This window comes from Helicobacter sp., from assembly GCF_022511165.1.
GTDB lineage: Bacteria > Campylobacterota > Campylobacteria > Campylobacterales > Helicobacteraceae > Helicobacter_C.
The window spans coordinates 1-3,156 of the sequence record NZ_JAFLSB010000072.1 but is presented as its reverse complement, the minus strand read 5'-3'; the positions used below and the strand labels follow the sequence as shown (position 1 = coordinate 3,156).

At 38.9% G+C, this 3,156-nt stretch carries 6 protein-coding genes, 1 tRNA gene and 2 pseudogenes; all 9 read right to left on the bottom strand.

Features of this window, described 5'->3' with window-relative positions:
• Positions 1-184: pseudogene (locus J1E28_RS07675) on the bottom strand (50S ribosomal protein L7/L12); the annotation flags it as partial.
• 15 nt (positions 185-199) lie between these two features.
• Complete coding sequence (gene rplJ, locus J1E28_RS07670) at positions 200-682, bottom strand: 50S ribosomal protein L10 (RefSeq protein WP_291028435.1); 483 nt, start codon at positions 680-682, stop codon at positions 200-202.
• A gap of 89 nt (positions 683-771) precedes the next feature.
• Entirely contained in the window at positions 772-1,476 is a 705-nt protein-coding gene (gene rplA / locus J1E28_RS07665) for a 50S ribosomal protein L1 (RefSeq protein WP_291028433.1), read from the bottom strand.
• Between the two features lie 15 nt (positions 1,477-1,491).
• A complete protein-coding gene (rplK, locus tag J1E28_RS07660) occupies positions 1,492-1,917 on the bottom strand; it encodes a 50S ribosomal protein L11 (RefSeq protein ID WP_291028431.1) in 426 nt (141 codons plus the stop codon).
• 28 nt (positions 1,918-1,945) lie between these two features.
• Positions 1,946-2,461, bottom strand: coding sequence for a transcription termination/antitermination protein NusG (nusG, locus tag J1E28_RS07655; RefSeq protein WP_291028428.1), 516 nt, complete (start codon positions 2,459-2,461; stop codon positions 1,946-1,948).
• A gap of 21 nt (positions 2,462-2,482) precedes the next feature.
• Positions 2,483-2,662: a preprotein translocase subunit SecE gene (gene secE, locus J1E28_RS07650; RefSeq protein ID WP_291028437.1), complete on the bottom strand. Its 180-nt coding sequence runs from the start codon at positions 2,660-2,662 to the stop codon at positions 2,483-2,485.
• 72 nt (positions 2,663-2,734) lie between these two features.
• Positions 2,735-2,810: transfer RNA gene (locus J1E28_RS07645), tRNA-Trp, on the bottom strand.
• 16 nt (positions 2,811-2,826) lie between these two features.
• Positions 2,827-2,997: a 50S ribosomal protein L33 gene (gene rpmG / locus J1E28_RS07640; protein WP_291028426.1), complete on the bottom strand. Its 171-nt coding sequence runs from the start codon at positions 2,995-2,997 to the stop codon at positions 2,827-2,829.
• A 13-nt stretch (positions 2,998-3,010) separates the two neighbouring features.
• Positions 3,011-3,156, bottom strand: a pseudogene (tuf, locus tag J1E28_RS07635) (elongation factor Tu); the annotation flags it as partial.

Here is a 3,156-nt window from a genome sequence, read left to right as displayed (position 1 = left end):
TAAATTCAGTTTTCTCTTCTGCGCTACCGCCTGCTGCTGCGCTACCGCCTGCTGCACCTCCTGCTACAACCGTTGGTGCTGCACTTACACCAAATTTTTCTTCAAAAGCTTTCACAAGTTCTGAAAGCTCCAACACAGAGAGATTGCCGATGTATTCTAGTACTTCTTCTTTAGAGATTGCCATTTTATGCTCCTTATGTTATTTTTCTTCTTTTTGTTTTCTTAAATTATCAAGCCCCGTAACAAAGTATCGAGTTGGTGCTGTCCATACAGATAGCAACATACCAATAAGCTCTTCTTTGCTTGGTAGCTTAGAAACAGACACGATGTGTTTGGTATCAACCACTTTTCCATCAAACACGCCAAATTTTAGAGCAAAATGCTCATTGTGGGCATCTGCAAACTTACAAACAACTTTGGACAAAGCGATTTGATCATCTGCCCAAAGAAAAATATTTGTGTCCTTGAGCTCTAAATCAGGATAGCTTGCATTTTTGATGGCGATACTTGCGAGAGTGTTTTTAATCACTTGCACTTTAATATTTGCAGCCCTTGAAGCGCGTCTTAACGCTTCAATTTGACTTACTTGCAAACCTTTGTAATCGCATACAATAAAGGCTGAAGCCTGTTTAAATTCAGAACTCAAATGCTCAACAATTTGAATCTTCTCTTGCTTAGTCATCTCTCCTCCTTTCAGCCCAAAACCTCACCTAGGGTTATTTTTAAGCCTAAGCCCCTAAGCTCTTTGGTCTAAGATAAAAATAAATGCAATTATTTTGTATCCATAAGCTCTTGTGAATCAAGCTTAATCGCAGGACTCATTGTCAATGATAATGTGCTACTGCGAATATATTTACCCTTTGCAGAAGTAGGCTTAAGTTTATTGATAGCACGCACGAGCTCAAGCATATTATCTCGTATCTTGTCCTCGTGAAAAGAAGCTTTACCAATGGGTGCGTGGATAATGCCCTTTTTATCTACTCTAAAATTCACTTGCCCACTTTTAGCATTAGAAACAGCTTTAGCTATTTCCATTGTAACCGTGCCTGTCTTTGGATTTGGCATCAAGCCCTTTGGTCCTAAAATACGTCCTACCTTACCCACAAGAGCCATCATATCAGGGGTAGCAATAACCATATCAAAATTGATATTGCCATTTTTAATCTCTTCTGCTAAATCATCAGCCCCGACAACATCAGCTCCCGCATTTTTTGCCTCATCTGCTTTAATACCTTTTGCAAATACAGCTACACGCACTTTTTTACCTGTTCCGTGTGGCAGGACAACTGCACCTCGAATCATTTGATCAGCGTGTCTTGGATCAACCCCCAAGCGCAATGCTACCTCAACAGTTTCATCAAATTTTGCCGAAGCTAAGGCTTTAACTGCACTCACACCACTTTGCACATCATATATTTTTTGAGAATCTACCTTTGCTTGCAATGCTTGTAGTCTCTTTGCTATCTTTTTACCCATAAACAAACTCCATTTTTAATCTTGGATTTCAACGCCCATACTTCTTGCACTTCCTGCCACAATCAACTTTGCAGCCTCAATATCGCAAGCATTAAGGTCTTCCATTTTAGTTTGGGCAATTTCCTCAAGCTGTTTGCTTGTCAATTTCCCAACTTTGTTTTTAAGAGGATTATCTGAACCTTTTGTGATTTTAGCCGCCTTTTTGATAAGGTCAGTTACAGGAGGCTTCTTGGTGATAAAAGTAAAACTCTTATCTTGGTAAATGGTAATAACAACAGGAATACTAAAATCACCCATATCCTTTGTTTTTTCATTAAATGCCTTACAAAACTCCATAATATTCACCCCTCTTTGCCCTAATGCTGGACCCACAGGAGGAGATGGATTTGCTTTTCCTGCTGGAATCTGTAATTTCAATTCACCAACAACTTTCTTACCCATTGCGTATTCCTTCCTTTTCTACCAAAATTTAGATAATTTTTTCCACTTGTGAATAGAGAATCTCAACAGGCGTATTACGCCCAAAAATAGAAACATTAAGTTTGAGTTTTTTATGCTCTAAATCATACTCTTCTACCGTGCCTGTAAAATTCACAAAAGGACCATCGATAATGCGCACAACCTCGCCGTGTTCAAAAGAAATTTTTGGCTTAGGTGCGCTTGGATTCCTTACTTTTTCTAGAATCTTTGCAATATCAGTCTCACTCAAAGGTGTAGGTTTTTTGCTCTCACCAATAAAGCGTCCAACCCTAGGCAAAGACTGAATCATATGCCAAAGTTTTGTGTCTAAATCAACTTGAATAAACACATAACCCGGATAGAGACTTCTATCTACAATCTTTTTCTTTGTTTCTATAATAGATTCCGTAGGGACAACAACCTCGCCGAATCTATCTTGCATCTGATTTTGAATAATAAGATTGCGGATTGCCTCACCGACTGACTTTTCACTCCCAGAATATGTTTGTATCGCATACCATTCCAAGTCTTACCCTCCACAATAATATTATAAAACAATCGATACAGAATGAAACAAAATCCAATCAACCAAAGCTAAAAACAGAGTAATTACACTCACTACAACTAGCACAGATACAAAGGCATTGCGAATCTGCTCTTTTGTAGGGAATATAACTTTTGCTCGCTCTTCATTTGCGCTTTGGAAATAGGCTCTTATTTTTTTTATCATTTGTATCTCTTTTCTTTTTTATCACTCATAGCTCCTCATAACTATAGCTTTTTTATTGCCATAGTCGTGTGGCAGGCCAGGAGGGACTCGAACCCCCAACATTCGGTTTTGGAGACCGACGCTCTACCATTGGAGCTACTGACCTATAAGCTAGGCAAAGCCTAGCTTTTAAGTTTTACTTCCTTGTGAATTGTGTGCTTATTCAAACGAGGAGAAAACTTTTTGAGCTCCAGTTTTTCTGTCTTTGTTTTTGTGTTTTTGGTGGTGCTATAATTAATATCACCACACTCTGAACACTTCAACCCTATTTTAATCGTGTTTCCCTTTGCCATACCAAGCCTTTTGCTACTCGATAATCTTAGTTACAACACCCGAACCAACTGTTCTACCACCTTCACGAATCGCAAAACGAGTTCCATCTTCAAGTGCCACAGGCGCGATAAGCTCTACTGTGATTTTTACATTATCACCGGGCATAACCATTTCTACAT

Excerpts from the sequence above, each read along its gene's own strand:
- rplJ (WP_291028435.1), bottom strand. The coding sequence starts at position 682 with ATGACTAAGCAAGAGAAGATTCAAATTGTTGAGCATTTGAGTTCTGAA.
- rpmG (WP_291028426.1), bottom strand. The coding sequence starts at position 2,997 with ATGGCAAAGGGAAACACGATTAAAATAGGGTTGAAGTGTTCAGAGTGT.
- rplK (WP_291028431.1), bottom strand. The coding sequence starts at position 1,917 with ATGGGTAAGAAAGTTGTTGGTGAATTGAAATTACAGATTCCAGCAGGA.
- rplA (WP_291028433.1), bottom strand. The coding sequence starts at position 1,476 with ATGGGTAAAAAGATAGCAAAGAGACTACAAGCATTGCAAGCAAAGGTA.